Origin of the sequence: Streptomyces sp. NBC_01190, from assembly GCF_045039895.1 — a bacterium.
Lineage (GTDB): Bacteria > Actinomycetota > Actinomycetes > Streptomycetales > Streptomycetaceae > Actinacidiphila.
In genome coordinates this window covers 5,924,934-5,945,845 of the sequence record NZ_CP108580.1, presented here as the reverse complement: position 1 = coordinate 5,945,845, position 20,912 = coordinate 5,924,934, and the positions used below count along the sequence as shown (strand labels likewise).

Sequence of the window (20,912 nt, the reverse complement as noted above, 5' to 3'; positions counted from 1 at the left end):
CTCAGTAGCACTCGACGCCCGGCCCCGAGCCCCAACCGACGTGCATGCTCAGGCCCGAGAGCTCGAACGTGCCCGCGCTGGTGGCCCACGCCGTCTGCCGCACACCCGTCAGGTCGGCGCTCTCCGCCTCCTGGGCGAACCCGGCGCCGCCCGCGGTCTTGACCGGCTCCTCGACGGCGGGTCCCGCCGGGTCGGTGTCACCCGCCGCCACACCGATGTTGATCGTGTGGAACGTGGCATCGGCGTCGAGCTGGTCGAGGTCGATGTACAGGTTCTCGGCGTGCACCTTCTTGCCGTTGTTGCCGGCCGTCAGCTTCAGCGTCGCCTTGCCGAGCGGCGTCGGGATGACCACCGACTGGCACAGGCCGGTGATGGTGGCGTCGGAGAACGCCGAGACGGCCACCGGGTGGTGCACCCCGCCGTGATCCACGTCGAGGGTGCCGTACTGCACGAAGTGGTCACCGTGCAGGGTCTCCGCACCGACCTTGAACGAAGAGCCCGACACCGCGAACGACGCGGCGAGCGCGCCCTGGGCCAGTGCCACACCTATCGCGGCGGTGGCCGCGACACTCGGCACCATGACGACGGCGAACCGCCTCCATCTGGTACCCCCACGAACGAGCGACTCCATATTTCCTCCTTCTCGGACGTACATCTCCGGCCGGGATCATCTGTCCTGGCCCGGGATGGGAGAAGTGCTACGTCCTCGGTAAGGAGAGCGCCGGTGACCGGGGAGCCGTCCGCCCAGCGGAGGTGTCCTCCTGAAGGGGAGTCACGGACGGCGGTGTCCGGATCTGCGGCGATCACCCCCGAGCGACAACCACTGGCCGCACTCACGCGCGACCCGCGGGACAGGCTCCATCCGGTGCGGTTCCATCCGGTGGACGGAGACCCCCCTGTCCCGGGGCGACGGCGGTCACCGTTCACCCCGACTCGGCGGGGACCCGCGGCCGTCGCGCCGACTGGCGGCCGGGCGGTGGCAACGGACCGAGCTTGGCCGATCGTGGTCCATTCCCGGCCGCCGCACAAGGGGGCTCGTTACCAGTGAGTAACGCCTGGGTGGCGATGGCGGGATCGCCACGCGGAGTGATGTGACGGAAAGTAAGGGGCGCGGCGGGGCGAAACCGCGGCCAAATCACAGCAAATCCCCAAGAAAACCACACCAAACGGGATCATCGGCCGACAAGGCGGGGCCAGGGGTTTACCCGAAGTAAGAGGGGGCTTTCCTTGTCACGGTTTGATAAAGCGGGGCCCTCATGTCGCTAAATCTCCGAGTACCCGGAGCTGGCGGACGGGCCCCTTCCGGCTGAACGGCCGGGGCCCGTCCGGGAGCTCAGAAGAGGACCCTGGCCAGCGCCGTACGGGCCGCGGCCACCCGCGGGTCGTCCGGGCCGATCACTTCGAACAGTTCGAGCAGCCGCAGCCGGACCGCGTCCCGTTCGTCGCCCACGGTGCGCCGCACGGTGTCCACCAGACGGCCGAAGGAGTCCTCGACATGGCCGCCGACCAGCTCCAGATCGGCGGCGGCGAGCTGCGCCTCGACGTCACCCGGCGCGTTCGCCGCGGCCTCGCGGACCGCCTTCGGGTCGGCGTCCTGCACCCTGCTCAGCAACTCCGCCTGTGCCAGGCCCAGTTTGGCCTCCACGTTGGCGGGCTCGTCGGACAGCACATCGCGGTACGCCTGGATGGCGCCGCCCAGGTCGCCGGCGTCCAGCGCCTCATGGGCGGCGGACAGCGCGAGCTCCTGCGGAGTGGCGGGGCGCGGCGGGGCCGGCCTGGCCGCCTCCTGCGCGACGGCGCCCGGTTCGACCTCGGGGCCGACGATGCCGAACCGCTCCTCGGCCACCGCGATCAACTGGTCGAGGACCTCGGCGATCTGGTCCTCGGGCGCCGCTCCCTGGAAGAGCGGCATCGCCTGTCCGGCGAGGATCGCGAAGACCGCGGGCACGCCCTGGACGCCGAACTGCTGGAAAAGGGACTGATTGGCGTACACCTCGGCGGTGCCGAGGACGAAGCGGCCCCGGTACTGACGGGCGAGCCGTTCGAGCACCGTGTTGAGCTGCTTGCTCTGGTCGGCCTGATCGGCCCAGAAGCTGATGACGATCGGGACCTCGGCGGAGCGCTGGAGTACATCGCTCTCGAAGGTCGCCTCGGTCACCTCGATGACGAGCGGGGAGGCTTGGGTCTCGGCGCCGGCGTCCTGCCGCTGCGCCCTGGCCTGTTCGGCCTTCGCCTTGGCCTCGTTGGCCGCCTTCACGGCGGCGAGGTCGACCACGCCGCTCATGGACATGTTCCGTGGCTGCATGAGGCCAATCCTCCCCCCTTGTGACGCAAAGCGTGCACGGACCCCGAATCCCCGCCGGTTCGCGGGATCCGGGGCGCGCGGCCCCGCCAGGTCGTACGGCGGTGCGGATCCCCACCCGCACCCGTGGTTGCCACTGGTTTCGCTACGGCTCGTAGCGTAACTGGCACGGGGGGCGGCCGCACGAGGGGCCAACGTGATCCCGATCACTCGTCACGCTACTTACCGGCCGGTATGGTCCGGGCTGTGCCGCCACCCTCACCGTCCCCGCAGCCCCCGGCGTCCCCCACCCCGCCACCCTCGGCGAGTGCCCGCTCGCGCCGCCGCGCCGGCCGCCCCCGGAGCGCCGACGCCGACCGCGCCATCCTGGCGGCCACCCGGACGGCGCTGGTGGAACTGGGCTGGGCCCGGCTGACGCTGGGCGACGTGGCGGCCAGGGCCGGCGTCGCCAAGACCACCCTCTACCGGCGCTGGGCGGGCAAGAGCGAACTGGTGGTCGACGCGCTGGCCGCGCTCTTCGAGGAGGAGCTCGACCTGCCCGACCTCGGCAGCCTCCAGGCCGACATCCAGGGGGTGGCGCTCCGCTTCGCCGCGCTGCTCGACCGCCCCGAGACCAAGACCGCGCTGATGGTCTGCGTCGGCGAGGCCGCCCACGACGACGCGCTGCGGCTGCGGATCCGGCAGAGCATCGTGGACCGGCAGAAGCACCTGGTGCTGATCGGCCGGGAACGCGCCCAGCGGCGCGGCGAGCTGCCGCCGGACGACGGCCCGGCCGACCCGGCCCGCGACGACCTGATCTTCGATGTGATCGCGGGCTCGGTGATCCACCGGGTGATGATCAGCTCGGAACCGGTGGACGACGCGTGGGCACTGCGGCTCGCCCGGCTGCTCGTCGTCGGCCTCGTCGGGGTCCAGGAGAGGTCATGAGGTGCGGGCGGGCGCCGGGCGGGACGCAGTTCGGGCGGACCGTCAGACGTCGGCCTCCACCCCTGCCACGAAGTGGTCGAACTCCCCCGCCCTGACGCCCTTCACGAACGCCTCCCACTTGGCGGGGGTGGTCACGGCCACCACCTTCGGCTGCTCTGTCTCGCGGATGTAGACCATCCCGTCGTCACCGACGGACGCTTCAAGGGACACGAGGCTCCTTCCTCGCACGGCCGGTTGGGTCCGTACGAGGTTACGAGGCAACCCGCCGGTAGCCGATCGGGCTTTAGTGGCGGTTGTGCCTCCCGGAAGCAGTCCCGTGTCACACGAACACGTCGGCGCCCCACAGAGCAACGTCCGGCGCGCAAGGGCGCATCAGAAGCGGGCCGGCTCGGTGTAGGCCCCCCACTCCTCGCGCAGCACCCCGCAGATCTCGCCCAGGGTCGCCTCGGCCCGTACCGCGTCGAGCATCGGCGGGATCATGCTGCCGCCGTCCCTGGCCGCGGCCAGCATCGCGGCGAGCGCCGTCTCGACCGCGCGCTCGTCCCTGGCCGCCCGGCGCGCGGCGAGCGCCCGGACCTGCTCGCGCTCCACCTCATGGCTGACCCGCAGGATCTCCAGGTCGCCGGTGACCGAGCCGGTGTTCCGGTTGACGCCGACCACGCCCTTCTCGCCCTTCTCCAGCGACCGCTGGTAGGTGAAGGCGGACTCGGCGATCTCACCGGTGAAGTAGCCGTCCTCGATGCCGCGCAGAATCCCGGACGTCATAGGGCCGATCGGGTGGTCGCCACCGGGCACCGCCTTGACGCCGAGCTCCCTGATCCGCTCGAAGATCCGCTCGGCGTCCCGCTCGATCCGGTCGGTGAGCGCCTCCACGTACCAGGACCCGCCGAGCGGATCGGCGACATTGGCGACGCCGGTCTCCTCCATCAGCACCTGCTGGGTGCGCAGCGCGATCTCGGCGGCCTGCTCGCTGGGCAGCGCCAGCGTCTCGTCCAGCGCGTTGGTGTGCAGCGAGTTGGTGCCGCCGAGCACCGCGGACAGCGCCTCCACCGCGGTACGCACCACGTTGTTGTACGGCTGCTGCGCGGTCAGCGACACACCGGCGGTCTGGGTGTGGAAGCGCAGCCACTGCGCCTTGTCGGTGGCCGCCCCGTACTCCTCGCGCATCCAGCGGGCCCAGATCCGGCGGGCGGCGCGGAACTTGGCGATCTCCTCGAAGAAGTCCAGGTGCGCGTCGAAGAAGAAGGACAGGCCGGGGGCGAAGCTGTCCACCGCCATGCCGCGGGAGAGTCCCAGCTCCACGTAGCCGAAGCCGTCCGCCAAGGTGTACGCCAGCTCCTGCGCGGCCGTCGCGCCCGCCTCCCGGATGTGGTACCCGGAGACCGACAGCGGCTTGTACGCGGGGATGCCGGCGGCGCAGTGCTCCATCAGGTCCCCGATCAGCCGCAGGTGCGGGTCGGGGGAGAAGAGCCACTCCTTCTGGGCGATGTACTCCTTGAAGATGTCCGTCTGGAGGGTGCCGTTGAGGACGGCCGGGTCGACGCCCTGGCGCTCGGCGGCGACCAGGTACATGCAGAAGACCGGGACGGCGGGCCCCGAGATCGTCATGGAGGTGGTGACCTCGGCCAGCGGGATGTCCTGGAAGAGGACCTCCATGTCGGCGGCGGAGTCGATGGCGACCCCGCAGTGGCCGACCTCGCCGAGCGAGCGGGGGTCGTCGGAGTCGCGGCCCATCAGGGTCGGCATGTCGAAGGCGACGGAGAGGCCGCCGCCGCCCGCGGCGAGGATCATCTTGTACCGCTCGTTGGTCTGCTCGGCGTTGCCGAAGCCGGCGAACTGGCGGATGGTCCAGGTCCGGCCGCGGTAGCCGGTGGGATGCAGCCCGCGGGTGAACGGGTACTCCCCCGGCCAGCCGATCCGCTCGAACCCGGGCACGTCCGTGCCGGGCGGCGGTCCGTAGACGGGCTCCACCGGATCGCCCGAAAGAGTGGTGAAGTCGGCTTCGCGCTTGCGCGCGGAGTCATAGCGTGCCTGCCAGCGCTGGCGGCCTTCGTCAATACCGTGGGCGTCCATACCCTCGAATTTACTAGGACGTCCAAGTAAATGCGATCCGGCGGAGGCCATCAGGTGGGGCGAATCTGATCGCCGCGGTAAATTTTGGGCTGATTTGGCGGGATCCGTTCCAGATCTTGCCCAAACGTTGGCCGGATTTTGTGTGCGGGTCAGACCTTGACGGGCTGCGCGTCCTCGGCGGCCGGCACGACCTTGGGGCCGAGCTCGCGGGTCACCCGGCGCTCCACGAAGAACGCGGCGGTGGGTACGGTGCCGGCCAGCAGCACCCAGGCCATCCGGCCGATCGGCCACTTCGCCTTGTTGCACAGGTCGAAGGCGAAGACGAGGTAGACGACGTAGAGCCAGCCGTGGGCGAAGCCGACGATGCCGGTGGCCTTGCTCGCGCCGTCGATGTCGAAAACGTATTCGGCGATGACACAGAGAGTGAGCGCGATCAGCAGCACACCCGTCACATAGGCCATCACCCGATAGCGGGTCAGCACGCTGGATTTCATGCCCAGCAGCCTAGCCCCGCCCTCCCCACCCCCCGGACGGGGCCCTTCCCCCGCTAGTCCTCGGCGAAGTCACCCGCTGCTATCCGTAGCGGGCGCAGCAGCGCGAAGATCTCGCCGCACTCCTCGTGGTCGTAGACGCCGAGGCCGAAGTCCATCGCCATCAGCTCGCGGGTGGCGGTCTCGACGATCTCGCGGCCTTTGTCGGTGATGGTGGCCAGCGTGCCGCGGCCGTCGTTGGGGTTGGGGCGCTTGTCGACCAGGCCGGAGGCGACCAGCCGGTCCACCGTGTTGGTCACGGAGGTGGGGTGGACCATCAGCCGCTCGCCGATCTTGGACATCGGCAGCTCGCCGCCCTTGGCGAAAGTGAGCAGCACCAGCGCCTCGTACCGCGCGAAGGTGAGCCCGTACGGCTTGACCACCGCGTCGACCTGTCCCAGCAGGATCTGCTGGGCCCGCATGATCGAGGTGATGGCCGCCATGGACGGCACGCCGCCCCAGTGGCGCGTCCACAGCTCATCGGCGCGGGCGATGGGGTCGAAGGGGAGGCTCAGAGGCTTCGGCACGCTTGCGAGCCTATCCGGCGGTCATAACGCGGACGGTACTCGGCCGCGGAGCCGGCACCGGCAAGTTGACCCGGCAGCTGTACCGCGACCTGCTCCGGCGGGATACGGACGGACCGCCGGGGTGCGGGCAGGGGTCAGCGGGCCCGCTCGGCGCGGAGGTGTTCGGCGACGGGGAGCAGGGCGCGGTGGTAGCCGGCCAGGTCGGACGGGTCGATCAGGTCGATGAAGTGGGACCGGACCGAGGCCACATGCCGGGGTGCCACCTGCCGCATCGTCGCCCAGCCCTGCTCGGTGAGGACGGCGTAGAGACCGCGGCGGTCCGACTCGCAGTTCTCCCGGCGGACCAGGCCGGCCGCTTCCATCCGGGTGATCTGGTGGGAGAGCCGGCTCTTCGACTGGAGGGTGGACTTCGCCAGGTCGCTCATCCGCAGCCGCCGGTCCTCGGCCTCGGAGAGGTTGACCAGGATCTCGTAGTCGTTGTTGGTCAGCCCGAAAGGCTGGAGGTCGCGCTCCAGTTGGCACATGAGCAGCCGGCTGACGTCGAGGTGGATGCGCCAGGCCCGCTGCTCGTCAGCATTGAGCCAGCTTTCGTTGGCACTGTCCGGGATCTCGGTCTCCATACGCCCGATTCTAGCGGCGGTTGAACGGTTGAGGATCGCCAGGGTAGCCGGGCGATCACGGGGGGTGCTGCCTTGCCCCGGAAATGTCCCGAACAGCTCTTCGAGTCGGCGCGCAGGCGGCGAACAGGCGCGCGTAGGCGGCTGGTCGGTGGCTGGTCGGTGGCTGGTAGGCGGGTACTAGGCGTAGTAGACGGCTGGTAGGCGGCGGGTTGACTGCGCCGCGCTACAGACCCGCCCCCGGCACACCGGGCCCCGCCGACGCGGGCACCCCGCCGGTCTCCCGCGCCTCCATCAGCACCTCGGTCGACTGGAGCAGCACCTGCCCGGCGCCGGTGAACTCGAACTGGTGCTCCTCGCCCGACGCGCCGCCGAGCCCGGTCAGTTGGCGGATGCCGCCCAGCACCCCGCGCAGATAGGCGTGGTCATAGTGGTGGCAGGGCGAGGGACAGTCCGCCCAGCCGACCAGCGCCTGCGGGTCCACCCGGATCGGCGGCTCGACGAAGTGCACCGCGCCGTTGGACGCGGCGACGAACGTGCCGGTGCCGATCAGGGTGAGAAAGCCCGGGATGATCGACTGCTTGAGCGCGAGGCCGGGCTGGTAGGCGAGCAGATTGCCGGAGCGGATGGTGAGGTTGCCGTCCTCCAGGTCGTAGGAGTTGATGTCGTACGACCGGTCGGCGAGCAGCATCTTGCCGCGCCCCTGGGCGACCACCCACTGGGCGGCGTACAGCGGGGAGTGGAAGTTCGCGGCGATCAGCCCGTCGAGGGGGCCGTGGCCGATGCCGAAGAAGTCGATCTGCCCGTAGTAGGCGATCATCTTCCCCTTCTGCAGGAACCACTGGCCGTCCAGGTCGACGCTGAACGCGTACGGATTGACGTTGTCGTTGGCGGGCAGCGTGGCCGGGTCGTGGATGTTCGGTGTCACAGCTTCTCCTCGGACGCCTGGACGTAGACCGTGCCCTGGCCGGACAGCTCCAGCTGGAAGCCCTCGCCCGAGCCCCGGCCGACCATCTCGCGCCAGCCGAGCGCCGTGGTCAGCTTGTTGCGCACCTCGCCGCGATGGGCGACATACGCCTGCGGGTCGACGTGCACCGGGCGCTGCGGGGTGATCGGCAGCTCGATGACACCGCCGTGCGCCATCACCGCGACCGAGCCCTTGCCCTGGAGGGTGGTGGTGAACAGCCCCTGCCCGGTGGCCTGGCCGCGGATCACGCCCATCACACCGCCCTGCGAGCCCATGAACATCGTGCCCTGGCGCAGTGAGCCGTCGAAGGCCAGCAACCGGTCGGCCTCGACGTAGAGGATCTCGCCCGCCAGGTCGACGGTGTGGATGTGGTGGCCGCCGTGGCCGAACATCACCGAGCCATGACCCTCGACCGTCATCAACGGGGTCGCCTCGTTGGCCAGTCGGCGGCCGATCATCGCCATCGCGCCGCCCTGCCCGCCGGTGATGCTGGGGGTGAAGGTGACCTCGCCGCGGTAGGCGAGCATGGCGCCGCGCTGGCTGAACACCCGGCTGCCCGGGGTGATCGGCGCCTCGACCATCTTGGAGTTGATCCGGGTGAACGGCATCAGAGCTGGCCTCCGATCGTGACGCGCTCGCTGGGCTGGACGTAGACCAGGCCCTCGCCCTCGAAGCGGATCTGGAAGCTCTCGCCCGACCCCTCCCCCACCAGGGTGCGCCAGCCCACCGACGACTGGAGCTGCTGGCGGAGCCGGCCGGTGTGCGCGATGTAGGCGCCCGGGTCGACGGTCAGCGGATACCCCGCGGACACCCGCAGCACGATCGCCGGCCCGTCGGACATGACGGCGGCCTGCCCGCTGCCCTCGACCGTGGTGGTGAACAGCCCGTTGCCCTGGGAGGCGCCGCGCAGTCCGGTGAAGGTGGTGCCGGTGCGCAGTCCGGCCTCGGTGGCCAGCAGGTTGCTCGCCTCCACGTAGAGCTTCTCGCCGGTCAGCCGGACCAGGTTGATCTCGGTGGCGCGGTCGGCGAAGTAGCAGGTGCCGTGGCCCTTGACCTCCATCACCGCCATGGCCTCGCCGGTGATCCGGCGGGTGACCAGGCCGCGCAGGCCCTCGCCGCCGCCGGTCATCTTCTTGAACGTCATCTCGCCCTCATAGGCGACCATCGCGCCGTTCTTCGCCTTGACGGCGTCACCGTCCAGATCGACGGCGAGCACCCGCGAACCGTGCAGCCGGAAATTCGCCATGCTCAGACGGTATCCGCAGGGGAGCGGCGGCGTACCGGGAGCGGCTCTTTCGGCGGGCTGCCCGCACCTTCTCCCGCGCCTTCCCCGGCGCCTTCTCCAGCGCCTTCTCCAGCGGATTCCCGCACTTCCAGCAGCGACGCCCCGCGCCGCTCGGCCTCGAAGGCGGCGTGGCCGCCGCGCAGCCCGAACAGCCGCTTGCCCACCAGGATGTAGAGGACGGCGAGCACGTTGAGCACCAGCGTGCCGATCTTGAACCAGCTGATCTTCTCGGTGAGTTCGTAGATCTCGATGGGCAGGAAGGCGGCGGTGGCCACCACGGTCAGATACTCCGCCCAGCGCTTGCCCCACCACAGGCCGAAGCCCTCGACGATCTCGATGACGGCGTAGAGCAGCAGTCCGCCGGCGGCCAGTCGCAGGGTGGACTTCTTGTAGTCGAAGGTCTTCTGGATGGTGTCGACGACCGGCGAGTGGTCAAGGTCGTAGTGGAAGTGCTCGGCGACCGGCTTGAAGACGGTGAGGTCGTCCTGGAAGAGCTGGTGCACCGCGTCCTGCGAGTTGCTGAACTTCCACACCGCCCAGGCGATCAGCACGATCAGCAGCCCGCGCAGCACCCGCTCGACGGCGAGGAAGCGCAGGATGAACAGATCGCGCAGCGCCCGGCCGCGCGGTACCAGGGGCGCCTGGTCGGCCGGGCCGGTGCCGTGCGGCTCGCCGAGGGCGAAGTCGCCGCAGCGCAGGCAGCGCCACACGGTGCCGAGGGCGGTGTCCGCGTGCAGCTCGCGCCGCAGCCGGGGCTCGTCCGGCGCGTAGGTGATGTGGCCCTTGCGGGCGCAGTGGCGGCGGTCCCAGTCGATGCTCATCGTGTGTTCGGTCCCCGTCCGTCCTGGTGTTCCCGGCGTTCGCGTGGAGGGACGTTATCGGGTCGGCGCCCGGTTGCGGACCCTGCGGTGAGTCAACGGTACGAGGCCGGTGATAATGATGAGAGCCTTGTGATCGTGTTCACAAGTTCTGTCGCCGTCGACCGTGAGGTTCCCGTGGAACTGAAGACCGCCGCCGCCCTGCGCCGGCTGCGCCTGATCTCCGCCCCGGAGGCGGTGTCCTTCCTGCTGTTGCTGGTCTGCTCGGTGCTCAAGCGCACCACCGACTTCAACGCCGTCCCCGTCATGGGCATGGTGCACGGGGTGCTGTTCATCCTCTACGTGGTCTTCTGGGCGCTGGCCTGGCACCGGACCCGCTGGCCGCTCGGCCGCTCGGCGCTGTACGCGGTGCTCTCCGTGCTGCCGACCGGCGGGTTCTTCGCCGAGCGGATGCTGGCCCGGGAGTGCGAGGCCGCGGTGGCCGCCGCGCACGCCGCCCAGGCCGCGGCGAGGGAAGCCGGCGCCGCCCAGGCGGCCGGCGCGATGGGCCCGGTGGGCCCGGTGGGCACAGCATGATCGTCGCCTTCTCGGTCAGCCCGGTCGGCGTCGGTGAGGACGTCGGCGAGTACGTGGCCGACGCGGTGCGGGTGGTCCGCGAGTCCGGGCTGCCGAACCGTACGGACGCCATGTTCACCTCCGTCGAAGGCGAGTGGGACGAGGTGATGGACGTGGTCAAGCGGGCCGTCGCCGCCGTCGAGGCGCGTGCCGGACGGGTCTCGCTCGTCCTCAAGGCCGACATCCGCCCGGGCGTGACGGACGGCCTCACCTCGAAGGTGGAGACCGTCGAGCGCTATTTGGCGCAGTAGCGGCGGGTACTACAGCAGCCCGCCGGTCATCATCGCGACACCGAGCGGGGTGCGCTCGTAGAGCACCTGGTGTCCATAGCGCCGGGACGCCAGCAGCCCGGCGTCGCGCAGCACCACGAGATGCGCGGAGACCGACGACATCGCCAGCGCGTGCCGGTGGGCCAGCGCGGTGGTGGTGGTCGGTGAGTCGAGCCCGCTGAGGATCGCGGCGCGGTTGGCGCCCAGCAGCCGGATCAGCGCGGTCGAGGCGGCCGGTCCCGTCTCGGCCCACAGTCCGCCGATGCCGCGCGCCGGATAGACCACCGTCGGCTGCCACGGCGGGTCGAAGGCGCTGCCCGCCTCCGGCCAGAAGAAGACGCTGGGCACCAGCACGATGCCGTGCCCGGCCGGCTCGGGCAGCCGGGGCGCGTGTCCGGCCGCGGTCAGCGCGCCCTCCGACCAGCTCAGCTTCGGGTGCAGCCCGGTGAAGAGCCGCTGCATCCCGCCGTCCGCCAACCGCCGCGCGTGATAGGCCACATCGGCCTCGAGCACGGCGCGCAGCCGGGGCCAGTGCGGCAAGAGCAGCGCCGACCAGACCTGGTCGTAGACGGCGGCCAACTGCCGTACCGCGCCCGCCGGGTCGAGCAGCATCGCCCGGCCGCGCCGCATCCGGTCGGCGCCGGGGGTCTGGGCCAGCGCCGCCGCTATCTGGCGGCGGGCGACCTCGGGCTGGGTGGCCCGGATAGCGGATAGCTCGTCCTCCAAAGTGGCCAACGGGGCATCGGGCAGCGGATGGAGGAAGTCCGGGCCGTAGCCGCTTTCCGGCGAGAGCAGCCGAAGGAGCGTCAGGTCGAGACCGGCCGCCGCGGTCCGCACCTGGCGCAACCATGGCAGGTGGTAGCCGTGCCGGTCGGGCCGGGACAGGGTGCGGATGGCGCCCTGGGTCTCCCGCAGCGGGGAGATCGCGAAGCGGCATCGTAGTAGGTCCTCTGCCGCAAATCGCATACGAAACGACATCACGACCCCCAAGATTCGGCTGAGCACGAAAGACTACGACGGGTGGGGCCAATGCCACCAGTGTGATGTCATGACAACGGACAGCGAGCACTCTCCTCGCGATGGCAAGCACCTTTCGCCGCCCGCATCGCAGGACGCTCCCACCACCCCCGGGAGCGAGACCGGGAGGTCGGGCGGCAGCGGCACCGGGAGTGAGCAGGCCAACCGTGGCAAGTACGGCGCGGTGTTCGCGGTTCGTGAGTTCCGGCCCATTTTCGCCGCCCACGTGCTGTCCGTGCTGGGCAGTGTGTTCGCCGAGGTCTCCCTGGCGGTGCTGGTCTTCCGGGAGACCGGTTCCGCGCTGCTGACCGCGCTCATCTTCGCGCTCGGCTTTCTGCCGTACGCGCTCAGCGGCATCCTGCTCTCCGGCATCGCCGACCGTTATCCCACCCGCAAGGTGCTGGTCACCTGCGACCTGGTGTGCGCGGCCTGCGTCGCGGTGATGGCGGTGCCCGCCACCCCGCTGGCGCTGCTGTTCGTGCTGCGCACCTCGGTCTCGATGGTGACCCCGCTGTTCACCGGCGCCCGGGCGGCGAGCCTGGCGGACATCCTCAAGGGCGACCTGTTCGTGCTGGGCCGCTCGCTGGTGCGGATCGTCTCGCAGAGTTCGCAGATCATCGGCTACGGGGTCGGCGGCCTGGTGCTGGTCTGGCTGTCGCCGCGCGCCGCGCTCTGCGTCACCATCGGTACGTTTCTCAGCTCCGCCGTGCTGCTGCGGCTCGGCACCCGCGCCCACGCGCCCCGGGTGACCGGCGGGGGCGCCATGATGCGGGACTCGATCGCCTCGGCGGGACGGCTCTTCGGCAGCCCGCGGATCAGGGCGCTGCTGCTGATGTGGTGGCTGCCGGCGTCGTTCTGCGTGGTCGCCGAGGGGGTGGCCGCCCCGTTCGCCGACGCGGCCGGCGCCGGCTCGGCCGGATTCGGGGTGCTGCTCGCCGCGATGCCGACCGGCACCGTCATCGGCGAACTCGCGGCCGGCACCCTGCTCGGTCCCGACAGCCGGGAGCGGATCGCCATTCCGCTGGCCGCCGTCTCGATGGTGCCGTTCGTCTGCTTCGTGGTGCACCCGACGCTGCCCTTCGCCATCGCGCTGCTGCTCTGCACGGGGCTCTGCATGGCGTACTCGCTGGGCATCGACAAGTGGTTCGTGCTGGATGTGCCGGAGGACATGCGGGGCCGCGCCATGTCGCTGCTCGCCGCCGGGGCGATGACGCTCCAGGGCGTCGGCATGACGGCGGGCGGCGCGATCGCCGAGTGGGCGCCGCCGTACGGCGTCATCGCGGGCGCGGGCGCGCTCGGCACGCTCTCCATGCTGCCGGTGCTCAAATCGGTCCGGCACACCCGCCGGTTGGGAGCCGTCGGCGTGGTCTGATCGCCCCGGGTCCTCCCCCGGCCAGGCGTGGCATTCCGGCCAATACGTACACAGACCTGTCATGCGCAGGTAAATAGTCTGACACTGTGCTCCCGGACTGCCACGTACGGTCAACCTCTTGAAGCGGAGGAACCCGTCCCATGCGCAAAATCGTTCTCGCGTTAGCCGCGTCGCTCGCGGTGCTGTTCGCCCTCGCCTGGCCGGCGAACGCCGGCACCCCGGCGGCGGCCGCCTCGGCGGTGCTCACCCGTACCGCCCCCGGCGGACCGCCCGCCAACCCCGGCGACCTGCTGACCGCCTCGCTCACGCCCGGGACGCCGCTGAACTTCAGCACCGCGCCCGGTGGTTCCGTGGGGCTCTTCTGCAAGCAGTCGGTCTGGGGCGGTCAGCTCATCGCCAACCCGCCGGCGCCCGGGACCGCCGCGATCAAGCTGCTCAACCCGTTCACCATCTCCTCCTGCTACGACAACTCGCCCACCGTGACCGGCGTGGTCGGGGTCACCGTCGGCAACCTGCCGGCCACCCTCACGGTGAGCGACTCCACCGGCTTCCCGCTCCAGATCCTGCCGTCGTCGACCCCGCTCCAGATCACCGTCACCCTCACCACCACCGGGCCGACCGTCACCTGCGTCTTCCAGTCGCCCGGACCGGTCAACGGCAACACCGGCCCCGGCGGCGCGCCCTGGGTGTTCAACAACCAGCCGTTCAGGCTGCTGAGCGGCTCGCTGCCGGCCTGCGGCACCTCGCCGGTCGCCTATCTGACCGCGCGGTACAGCCCGGTGACCGACACCACGGCGGGCGGCAGCACGATCTTCGTCAACTGAGCCCGGCCCGCCGCCCGGCCTGATTACCGGCCTGATTACCGGCCTGGCACCCCCGACACCTTCCCGGCGCCCGGAGCACCCGTCCCGGGCGCCGGGGCCGGCCCGCTAACCGCCGGTCAGTCCCGCGACCAGTTCGTCCGCCGCGGCGTAGGGATCGAGGGCGCCGTCGGTGACCCGGGCGGCGAGCGCGGACAGCCGGGCGTCGCCGCGGAGGTCGGCGAGGCGGGAGCGGAGCGCGGTGAGCGCGATGGTCTCGATCTCGTGGGCGGCGCGGGAGCGGCGGCGCTCGGTGAGCGTGCCGCGCTCCTCCATCCAGGCGCGGTGCTTGTCCAGGGCTTCGAGGACCTCCTCGACCCCCTCACCCCGAGCCGCGACGGTCTTGACGATGGGGGGCCGCCAGTCGCCCGCGGCCCGGGACTCCCCCAGGCCGAGCATGTGGTTGAGCTCGCGGACGGTGGCGTCGGCGCCGTCCCGGTCGGCCTTGTTGACGACGTAGACATCGCCGATCTCCAGGATGCCGGCCTTGGCCGCCTGGATCCCGTCGCCCATGCCGGGGGCCAGCAGCACCACGGAGGTGTCGGCCTGCGCGGCGATCTCCACCTCGGACTGCCCGACGCCGACCGTCTCCACCAGGATGACCTCGCAGCCGGCCGCGTCCAGCACCCGGATCGCCTGGGGGGCCGCCCAGGCGAGGCCGCCGAGGTGGCCGCGGGTGGCCATGGAACGGATGTAGACGCCGGGATCCGAGGCGTGCTCGGACATCCGGACCCGGTCGCCGAGGAGCGCGCCGCCGGAGAACGGCGAGGAGGGGTCGACGGCGAGCACGCCGATCCGTTTTCCCGCCTTGCGGTAGGCGGTGACCATCGCCGAGGTGGAGGTGGACTTGCCGACACCGGGCGAGCCGGTCAGGCCCACCACATAGGCACCGCCGGTGAGCGGGGCGAGGGCCGCCATCACCTCGCGCAACTGCGGTGACGCCCCCTCGACGAGCGAGATCAGCCGGGCCACCGCCCGCGGTCTGCCCTCGCGCGCCTGCTCGACCAGCGTCGCCACATCGGCCATCAGCACTCCCTCGGTACTCCCTCGGTTCGGTCGGTTGCGTCGGTCAGCCGCCGGTCAGCCGCCGGTCCGGCCGGCGCGCCCGGATCTCCGCCGGCGCCCGTCGTCACCGGACGCCGGGCACCCGGATGATCAGCGCGTCGCCCTGACCCCCGCCGCCGCACAGCGCCGCCGCGCCGACCCCGCCGCCCCGGCGGCCCAGCTCCAGCGCCAGGTGCAGCACGATACGGGCGCCGGACATCCCGATGGGGTGGCCGAGCGCGATCGCGCCACCGTTCACATTCACCTTTTCAGGTGTGACACCCAGATCCTTCATCGACTGCACGGCGACCGCGGCGAACGCCTCGTTGATCTCGATGAGGTCGAGGTCGTCGACGGTCAGACCGGCCTTGCCCAAGGCGTGGTTGATCGCGTTGGACGGCTGGGACTGGAGCGAGTTGTCGGGCCCCGCCACATTGCCGTGGGCGCCGATCTCGGCGATCCACTCCAGGCCGAGCTCGACCGCCTTGGCCCTGCTCATCACGACCACGGCGGCGGCTCCGTCGGAGATCTGCGACGAGGTGCCCGCGGTGATGGTGCCGTCGGCGGCGAAGGCCGGGCGCAGCTTGCCGAGCGACTCCGCCGTGGTCTCCGGGCGGATGCCCTCGTCCTTGCTGACGACCACCGGCTCGCCCTTGCGCTGCGGAATCTCCACCGGGGCGATCTCGGCGTCGAAGAGGCCGTTCTTCTGCGCGGCGGCGGCCCGCTGGTGGGAGAGCGCGCCGAACTCGTCCTGCGGGGCGCGCTCCAGGCCGAGCCGGGTGTTGTGGCGCTCGGTGGACGCGCCCATCGCGATGTTGTCGAAGGAGTCGGTGAGGCCGTCGTACGCCATCGCGTCCAGCATCTCGATGGCGCCGTACTTGTGGCCCTCGCGTGACTTGGGCAGCAGGTGCGGCGCGTTGGTCATCGACTCCTGGCCGCCGGCCACCACGATGTCGAACTCCCCGGCCCTGATGAGCTGGTCGGCGAGCGCGATCGCGTCGAGCCCGGACAGACAGACCTTGTTGACGGTGAGGGCCGGCACGCTCATCGGGATGCCGGCCCTGACCGCCGCCTGGCGGGCCGGGATCTGGCCGGCGCCGGCCTGGAGCACCTGACCCATGATCACGTACTCGACCTGGTCACCGCTGATCCCGGCCCGCTCCAGCGCGGCCTTGATGGCGAACCCGCCGAGCTCCGCGCCGGAGAAGCCGCGCAGGCTGCCCAGCAGCCGGCCCATCGGGGTGCGCGCCCCGGCGACGATCACGGAGGTCTGTGCCTGGCTGTTCATGGTGCGGCCCCTTCGGCTGGTTCGGCTGGTTCGGCTGGTTCGGCTGGTTCGGCTGGTTCGGCTGGTTCGGCTGGCGGGAGTTCCGGCGCTCCAACGTTTCCCACGTGTCCAACGTTAACGGCGGTTATCGTCAATGTACTGACCGGTAGCCTCGGGGTCACCGGGCGGACCGTGTGAGTGCCCGCACGTTGCGTGACCGCGTGGTCATACGATGGACTGTGCGCATGCTCACGCGTATCGACCACATCGGGATCGCCTGCACCGACCTCGAAGCGACCGTCGAGTTCTACCGTGCCACCTACGGGTTCGAGGTCTTCCACACCGAGGTCAACGAGGAACAGGGCGTACGGGAGGCCATGCTCAAGATCAACGAGACCTCCGACGGCGGCGCCTCCTACCTCCAGCTCCTCGAACCGACCAGGGCGGACTCCGCGGTCGGCAAGTGGCTGGCGAAGAACGGCGAGGGGGTCCACCACATCGCCTTCGGCACCGCCGACGTCGACACCGACTCCGAGGCCATCAGGGACAAGGGCGTACGGGTGCTGTACGACGAGCCGCGGGTCGGTTCGATGGGCTCCCGGATCACCTTCCTCCATCCCAAGGACTGCCACGGGGTGCTGACCGAGATCGTGACCTCCGCCGGGGACCGGCGGGACCACCAGCCCGGACGGTAGCCGGGGCCCGCCGGGACGGCCCGCCGGCACCGGGCCGGGACCGGCGGGGCGGCCCGGACCACTGACCCAACCCCCGCGCTGCCCGGTAGAGTGACCGGCGGAAGTACCGAGAATCTCACCCGGTTGGCGGGTGAGGACGCCAGGAGACCGATGGGACCGCGGAGTGCGGGGCAACGACAGCTACCGGGCTGACGACCACCTCTCGCTGCTCGAAGCCGAGATGGAACGGCTTCGGACCGAGCGGGGCAAGGCCGTCGACCACGCCGACGACCTCGGATACCAGGTCGAGGTGCTGCGCGCCAAGCTGCACGAGGCGCGCCGCAATCTGGCGACACGTCCCGCCTACGACAACATCGGCCACCAGGCCGACCAGCTCCTGCGCAACGCCCAGATCCAGGCCGACCAGCTCCGCGCCGACGCCGAGCGCGAGCTGCGCGAGGCCAGGGCCCAGACCCAGCGGCTGCTCCAGGAGCAGGCCGAGCACCAGGCCCGCTTCGAGGCCGAGTGGCACGCCGAGGCGATCGCCCGCCGCCGCCAGCTCGACGAGGAGCTGGCCGAGCGCCGGGCCACCGTCGAGACGCATGTCAACGAGAACGTGGCGTGGGCCGAGCAGCTCAGGGCCCGCAGCGAGTCCCAGGCCCGCCGGCTGCTCGACGAGACCCGGGCCGAGTCCGAGGCGGCCCTCGCCGCCGCCCGCACCGAGGCGACCCGGGTCGCCGAGCAGACCAGCCAGCGGCTCACCGCGGACGCCGAGAGCGCCCGCGCCGACGCCGAGCAACTGCTGCGCCGGGCCCGCGCCGACGCCGAGCGGCTGCTGAACGCCGCCTCGGCCCAGGCCCAGGAGGCCACCAGCGAGGCCGAGCAGCTCAGGACCACCACCCGGAGCGAGTCCGACGAGGCCAGGGCCCGGGCGATCGAGCTGTCCCGGCTCGCCGAGGAGCGGCTGCGCGAGGCTGACGAGGCGCTGCGGACCGCCCGCGCCGAGGCCGAGCGGCTGCGCGACGAGGCGACCGCGGGAGCCGCCAAGCGACTGGCCGCCGCCGAGTCGGAGAACGAGCAGCGCACCCGTACCGCCCGCGCCGAGATCGCCCGGATGGTCAACGAGGCGACCCGGCAGGCCGAGACCGCCAAGGCCGAGGCCGAGCAGACCGTCGCCGACGCCCGCGCCGAGGCCGACCGGATCCGGGTGGAGGCCACCGAGGCGGCCCGCGCGGCCGCCTCCGAGGACGCGGCGGCGCAGCTCGCCCAGGCCGCGCGGTCCGCGGAGGAGATCCTCACCAAGGCGTCCGAGGACGCCCGCTCCACCACCAAGGCCGCCGCCGACGAGGCCGAGCGGATCCGCGGCGAGGCCGAGGCCGAGGGCCAGCGCCTGCGCGCCGAGGCGGAGGCGTCCGCCCAGGAGCTGCGCGGCGCCGCCCAGGACGACACCGAGGAGTACCGGGCCAGGACCGTCGAGCTCCAGGAGGAGGCCAGGCGGCTGCGCGGCGAGGCCGAGCAGCTGAGGGCCGACGCGGTCGCCGAGGGCGAGCGGCTGCGCGGCGAGGCCCGCCGCGAGGCGGTGCAGCAGATCGAGGAGGCCGCGAGCAAGGCCGAGGAGCTGCTCGCCAAGGCCACGGCGGACGGCGAGGAGGTGCGGCAGAGCGCCGCCACCGAGGCCGACCGGATGCGGACCGAGTCCGTCGAGCGGGCCTCCGCGCTGAACGGCAAGGCCGAGGAGGCGCTGCGCGCCGCCCGCGCCGAGGCCGAGGAGCTGCGGGCCGAGGCCGAGCGGCAGGCCGGCGCGGTGCGGGACGACGCCGAGCGGGCCGCCCAGGAGCAGCGCGCCGAGGCCGACACCCTGGTGGCCCGGATGCGGGACGAGGCCGAGGCCGACCTGGTCCGGCTGCGGGACGAGGCCGAGGCGCGGGTCGCCGCCGCCGAGCAGGGCCTGCGCGAGGCCAGCGCCGAGGCGGACCGGGTCCGCGGCGAGGCCGAGCAGGAGGCCGAGCGGCTGCGCGCCGAGACCGCCGAACGCGTCCGCGTCCTCCAGGAGCAGGCCGAGACCGAGGCCGTACGGCTGCGGGACGAGGCCGCGGCGGACGCCGCGCAGCGCCGCGCCGAGGGCGAGTCCATCGCCGTACGGCTCCAGGCGGAGGCCACCGCCGACGCCGAGCGGCTGCGGACCGAGGCACAGGAGACCGCGGACCGGGTGCGCGCGGAGGCCGCGACGGCCGCCGAGCGGATCGGCCTCGAAGCCGACGAGGCGCTGGCCGCCGCCCAGGAGGAGGCGGCCAGGCGCCGCCGCGAGGCCGAGGAGCTGCTCGCCGCCGCCCGCGGCGACGCCGAGCAGGAGCGGGCCCAAGCCGGCCGGGAGAGCGAGGAGTTGCTCGCCGCCGCCCGCCGCCGGGTGGAGGAGGCCGCCGCCGAGGCGGACCGGCTGGTCGTCGAGGCCGAGCAGCGGGCCGCGGAACTGGTGGCCGCCGCCGAGGCCACCGCGCAGCAGGTACGGGACACGGTCGCCCATCTCCACCAGGAGGCCGAGCAGGAGATCGCGGGACTGCGGTCGGCCGCCGAGCACGCCGCGCAGCAACTGCGGACCGACGCCAGGGGCGAGGCGGACCGGCTGCACGCCGACGCCAACTCCGAGCGGGAGCGCGCCTCCGAGGACGCCGCCCGGATCCGCCGGGAGAGCAAGGAGGAGGCGGAGGCGGCCCGTTCGCTCGCCGACCACCAGGTCACCGAGGCGATCGAGGAGTCCGACCGGCTGCGCGCCGAGGCCCGCGACGACGCCAACCGGATGCGTACCGACGCGGCCGGCCAGGCCGACCAGTTGGTCACCAAGGCCCGCGAGGAGGCCGAACGGCTGGGCATCCTCGCCAAGGACGCGCTGGAGAGCGCCGAGCGCGAGGCCGAGCAGGCCAGGGGCGAGTCGCAGCGCGTCCTGGACGAGGCCAGGGAGGCGGCCAACAAGCGCCGCAGCGAAGCCGCCGAGCAGGCCGACGAGTTGATCGGCCAGGCGCAGGCGGAGGCGCGGCGGACCGCGGCCGAGGCCGAGGAGCGGTCCGACGCCATGGTCGCCGCGGCCCGCGGCGAGTCCGAACGGATCGTCACCGACGCGTCGGCGCACGCCAACAGCCTGGTGGAGCACGCCCGTACGGATGCGGATACGCTGCTGCGGGAGGCCCGCCAGGACGCGACAGCCATTCGGGACCGCACCGAGGAACACCGCTCCCGTATCGAGTCGGAGGTCGAGGCACTGCACCAGCGGGCCCGCAAGGAGGCCGCGGAGGCGATGAAGTCGGTGGGCGAGCGGGTGGACAAGCTGGTGGCCGCGGCCACCGAGCAACTCGCCGAAGCGGAGGCGAAAGCCGCCGAGATCAAGTCCACGGCCACCTCGGAGGCGAGCAAGGTACGGATCGCCGCCGTCAAGAAAGTCGAAGGCCTGCTCAAGGAGGCCGACCAGAAGAAGGCCGAAGCCGAGCGTGAGGCGGATCGGGTCAAGAGGGAGGCTCGCGCCGAAGCTGAACGCACGGTGAGCGAAGGAAGAAGAGAATTGGAGATCCTGGTGCGCCGCAGAGAAGACATCAACGCGGAGATCTCCCGAGTCCAGGACGTGCTGGAAGCGTTGGAGTCCTTCGAGGCACCGAGCACCGGAAGTTCCAAGAACACCGTCGCCGCTGGTGCGGGAGCGGGGACAACCCGCGCGAGCGGCAAGCGCATCGATGATGCTCCACTCGATTGAGCGGAG

Annotated in this window: 21 protein-coding genes; 7 read left to right on the top strand and 14 right to left on the bottom strand. The window is 71.7% G+C overall.

All coding sequences use genetic code 11. The features are described 5' to 3' along the window. Nucleotide 1: 1 nt before the first annotated feature. Both OG519_RS25110 and OG519_RS25105 read right to left on the bottom strand, forming a co-directional pair. On the bottom strand, nt 2-631 hold the full coding sequence (locus OG519_RS25110) for a DUF6230 family protein (protein ID WP_405588138.1): 630 nt from the start codon (nt 629-631) through the stop codon (nt 2-4). A gap of 702 nt (nt 632-1,333) precedes the next feature. Next, on the bottom strand, nt 1,334-2,305 hold the full coding sequence (locus OG519_RS25105; protein ID WP_405588135.1) for a tetratricopeptide repeat protein: 972 nt from the start codon (nt 2,303-2,305) through the stop codon (nt 1,334-1,336). Nucleotides 2,306-2,536: 231 nt separating this feature from the next. Here OG519_RS25105 and OG519_RS25100 point away from each other — a divergent pair, with 231 nt between their 5' ends. Further along, the gene (locus OG519_RS25100) at nt 2,537-3,229 is read left to right on the top strand and encodes a TetR/AcrR family transcriptional regulator (RefSeq protein ID WP_405588132.1); all 693 of its coding nucleotides are present in this window, start codon (nt 2,537-2,539) and stop codon (nt 3,227-3,229) included. A gap of 42 nt (nt 3,230-3,271) precedes the next feature. On the opposite strand, the gene OG519_RS25095 is transcribed toward OG519_RS25100, so the two are convergent. From OG519_RS25095 to OG519_RS25055, 9 genes are all read right to left on the bottom strand, one after another. After that, the gene (locus OG519_RS25095; protein WP_405588129.1) at nt 3,272-3,439 is read right to left on the bottom strand and encodes a hypothetical protein; all 168 of its coding nucleotides are present in this window, start codon (nt 3,437-3,439) and stop codon (nt 3,272-3,274) included. 162 nt (nt 3,440-3,601) lie between these two features. Further along, on the bottom strand, nt 3,602-5,302 hold the full coding sequence (locus tag OG519_RS25090) for a methylmalonyl-CoA mutase (protein WP_405588127.1): 1,701 nt from the start codon (nt 5,300-5,302) through the stop codon (nt 3,602-3,604). A 149-nt stretch (nt 5,303-5,451) separates the two neighbouring features. Next, nucleotides 5,452-5,796, bottom strand: a complete 345-nt coding sequence (locus tag OG519_RS25085; protein WP_405588124.1) for a DUF3817 domain-containing protein — start codon at nt 5,794-5,796, stop codon at nt 5,452-5,454. Between the two features lie 53 nt (nt 5,797-5,849). Continuing rightward, on the bottom strand, nt 5,850-6,359 hold the full coding sequence (locus OG519_RS25080; protein WP_405588122.1) for a MarR family winged helix-turn-helix transcriptional regulator: 510 nt from the start codon (nt 6,357-6,359) through the stop codon (nt 5,850-5,852). A 134-nt stretch (nt 6,360-6,493) separates the two neighbouring features. Continuing rightward, nucleotides 6,494-6,979, bottom strand: coding sequence for a MarR family winged helix-turn-helix transcriptional regulator (locus OG519_RS25075; protein WP_405588119.1), 486 nt, complete (start codon nt 6,977-6,979; stop codon nt 6,494-6,496). Between the two features lie 223 nt (nt 6,980-7,202). Then, the gene (locus OG519_RS25070; RefSeq protein WP_405588116.1) at nt 7,203-7,904 is read right to left on the bottom strand and encodes an AIM24 family protein; all 702 of its coding nucleotides are present in this window, start codon (nt 7,902-7,904) and stop codon (nt 7,203-7,205) included. Next, complete coding sequence (locus OG519_RS25065; RefSeq protein WP_405588113.1) at nt 7,901-8,551, bottom strand: AIM24 family protein; 651 nt, start codon at nt 8,549-8,551, stop codon at nt 7,901-7,903. The genes OG519_RS25070 and OG519_RS25065 overlap by 4 nt, the downstream gene beginning before the upstream one ends. Then, nucleotides 8,551-9,189: an AIM24 family protein gene (locus OG519_RS25060; RefSeq protein WP_405588110.1), complete on the bottom strand. Its 639-nt coding sequence runs from the start codon at nt 9,187-9,189 to the stop codon at nt 8,551-8,553. Before OG519_RS25060 ends, OG519_RS25065 begins: the two co-directional genes overlap by 1 nt. A 2-nt stretch (nt 9,190-9,191) precedes the next feature. Next, nucleotides 9,192-10,049 (bottom strand): DUF2127 domain-containing protein, encoded by an 858-nt coding sequence (locus OG519_RS25055; RefSeq protein WP_405588107.1) that lies wholly within the window; start codon nt 10,047-10,049, stop codon nt 9,192-9,194. Between the two features lie 174 nt (nt 10,050-10,223). On the opposite strand from OG519_RS25055, the gene OG519_RS25050 reads away from it, so the two are divergent. Further along, nucleotides 10,224-10,622 (top strand): DUF3817 domain-containing protein, encoded by a 399-nt coding sequence (locus OG519_RS25050; RefSeq protein ID WP_405588104.1) that lies wholly within the window; start codon nt 10,224-10,226, stop codon nt 10,620-10,622. Continuing rightward, complete coding sequence (locus tag OG519_RS25045) at nt 10,619-10,912, top strand: MTH1187 family thiamine-binding protein (RefSeq protein ID WP_405588102.1); 294 nt, start codon at nt 10,619-10,621, stop codon at nt 10,910-10,912. The genes OG519_RS25050 and OG519_RS25045 overlap by 4 nt, the downstream gene beginning before the upstream one ends. A 9-nt stretch (nt 10,913-10,921) precedes the next feature. Here OG519_RS25045 and OG519_RS25040 read toward each other — a convergent pair whose 3' ends face one another. Further along, the gene (locus OG519_RS25040) at nt 10,922-11,896 is read right to left on the bottom strand and encodes a DUF5937 family protein (protein ID WP_405588101.1); all 975 of its coding nucleotides are present in this window, start codon (nt 11,894-11,896) and stop codon (nt 10,922-10,924) included. An 82-nt stretch (nt 11,897-11,978) separates the two neighbouring features. Between OG519_RS25040 and OG519_RS25035 the strand changes: the two genes are divergently transcribed. After that, the gene (locus OG519_RS25035; protein WP_405588098.1) at nt 11,979-13,319 is read left to right on the top strand and encodes an MFS transporter; all 1,341 of its coding nucleotides are present in this window, start codon (nt 11,979-11,981) and stop codon (nt 13,317-13,319) included. 140 nt (nt 13,320-13,459) lie between these two features. Continuing rightward, nucleotides 13,460-14,143 (top strand): Tat pathway signal sequence domain protein, encoded by a 684-nt coding sequence (locus OG519_RS25030; protein WP_405588095.1) that lies wholly within the window; start codon nt 13,460-13,462, stop codon nt 14,141-14,143. 105 nt (nt 14,144-14,248) lie between these two features. Here the strand turns inward: OG519_RS25030 and meaB are convergent, their stop codons facing one another. Both meaB and OG519_RS25020 read right to left on the bottom strand, forming a co-directional pair. Beyond that, entirely contained in the window at nt 14,249-15,205 is a 957-nt protein-coding gene (gene meaB / locus OG519_RS25025) for a methylmalonyl Co-A mutase-associated GTPase MeaB (protein ID WP_405588092.1), read from the bottom strand. A 103-nt stretch (nt 15,206-15,308) separates the two neighbouring features. Continuing rightward, the gene (locus OG519_RS25020) at nt 15,309-16,511 is read right to left on the bottom strand and encodes an acetyl-CoA C-acetyltransferase (protein WP_405588089.1); all 1,203 of its coding nucleotides are present in this window, start codon (nt 16,509-16,511) and stop codon (nt 15,309-15,311) included. Nucleotides 16,512-16,735: 224 nt separating this feature from the next. On the opposite strand from OG519_RS25020, the gene mce reads away from it, so the two are divergent. Both mce and scy read left to right on the top strand, forming a co-directional pair. Then, nucleotides 16,736-17,185: a methylmalonyl-CoA epimerase gene (gene mce, locus OG519_RS25015; RefSeq protein ID WP_405588087.1), complete on the top strand. Its 450-nt coding sequence runs from the start codon at nt 16,736-16,738 to the stop codon at nt 17,183-17,185. Between the two features lie 163 nt (nt 17,186-17,348). Then, on the top strand, nt 17,349-20,906 hold the full coding sequence (gene scy / locus OG519_RS25010; protein WP_405588084.1) for a polarized growth protein Scy: 3,558 nt from the start codon (nt 17,349-17,351) through the stop codon (nt 20,904-20,906). The last annotated feature ends 6 nt before the right edge of the window (nt 20,907-20,912 follow it).